This is a genomic window from Neisseria sp. P0009.S007 (genome assembly GCF_051962515.1).
The window spans coordinates 1-1,586 of sequence record NZ_JBQCVF010000298.1; the positions used below are offsets into that span (position 1 = coordinate 1).

Genomic DNA, 1,586 nt, shown 5'->3' on the forward strand with positions numbered 1-1,586 from the left:
TCTTCTACACCCAACAGCAACACCGGTTTGCAGATGCCGTGTTTCGCCAACACTTCCAACACCGCGCTGCCTGCGCCACCTTGTTCGGCATTTTCTTCGACAGTAACGATGTAGTCATGGCTTCGGGCAAGACTGACGATTAGTTCTTCATCTATCGGTTTGACAAAGCGCATATCGGCAACGGTCGCATTCAGCTTGTCGGCGACGGTCAATGATGGGGCAACCATGCTGCCAAAGGCGATAACGGCAATTTTCTCGCCTTTGCGACGGATAATGCCTTTGCCGATTTCAACGGTTTCCAGGCCGTCTGAAATGGTTGCGCCCGTGCCTGTACCGCGCGGATAACGGACTGAGGACGGAGAGTTTGCTTGATAGCAGGTTGAGAGCAGCAGGCGGCATTCGTTTTCGTCGCTGGGTGCGGCAATAATCATGTTCGGCACGCAACGCAAAAAGCTCAAGTCGTATAAACCGGCATGGGTCGGGCCGTCTGCACCAACAATACCGGCGCGGTCGATAGCGAACAAAACAGGCAGGTTTTGCAAGGCAACGTCGTGTACCAACTGGTCGTAAGCGCGTTGCAGGAAAGTGGAGTAAATCGCCACGACAGGCTTAATGCCTTCGCATGCTAAACCGCCCGCAAAGGTAACGGCGTGTTGCTCGGCGATTCCAACGTCGAAATAGCGGTCGGGGAATTGCTGTTCAAACTCAACCAAGCCGCTGCCCTCGCGCATGGCAGGCGTGATGGCAACCAAACGCTCGTCCGCCGCCGCTTGGTCGCACAGCCATTGGCCGAACACTTGCGTATAGGTCGGTTTGACCGCGGCAGGTTTGACTTCCGGAGCAGACACTTCGCTCGGCAGCTTGGCGACAGCGTGGTATTTGACAGGATCGTTTTCGGCGAATTTGTAGCCGTTGCCTTTTTTGGTGATGACGTGCAACAACTGAGGACCTTTGCGGCCGCGCAAGTCTTTTAATACGTCCACCAAATTTTCAACGTTGTGGCCGTCCACCGGGCCGGTGTAACGGAAACCGAAGTTTTCAAACAAAGACAGTGACTGTTTGGCGTGTTCCGCTTCGCCTGCCAAGGTTTTGATTTTATTTTCGACTTTTTGGGCAAGCTCCATCGCGCCGGGCAATTTGTCCAACACTTTGCTCGATTGGGCTTTGATGGTGCTCAACAGGCCGTGCATATCGCGCACGACGTTGCTGGCGAGGTATTTCGGCAACGCGCCGACATTGGGGGAAATCGACATTTCGTTGTCGTTGAGGATGACCAGCAAATCAACATCCATATCGCCTGCGCAGTTCAGGGCTTCAAATGCCTGACCCGCCGTCATGGCTCCGTCGCCGATGATGGCGACGCTGCGGCGGTTGTTGCCCAACTGTTTGTCCGCAACGGCCATGCCCAATGCCGCGCCGATGGATGTGGAAGAATGCCCCACGCCGAATGCGTCGTATTCCGACTCACTGCGTTTCGGAAAACCGGCCAAACCGCCGTATTGGCGCATAGTGTGCATTTGATTTTTGCGGCCGGTGAGGATTTTGTGCGGATAGCTTTGATGGCCGACATCCCAGACCAAATGGTC

The 1,586-nt window shown here is 54.9% G+C and carries 1 protein-coding gene; it reads right to left on the reverse strand.

From position 1 onward, the window contains the following. On the reverse strand, positions 1-1,586 hold a 1,586-nt coding region (gene dxs, locus ACTHS3_RS12635), incomplete at both ends, for a 1-deoxy-D-xylulose-5-phosphate synthase (RefSeq protein ID WP_440368096.1).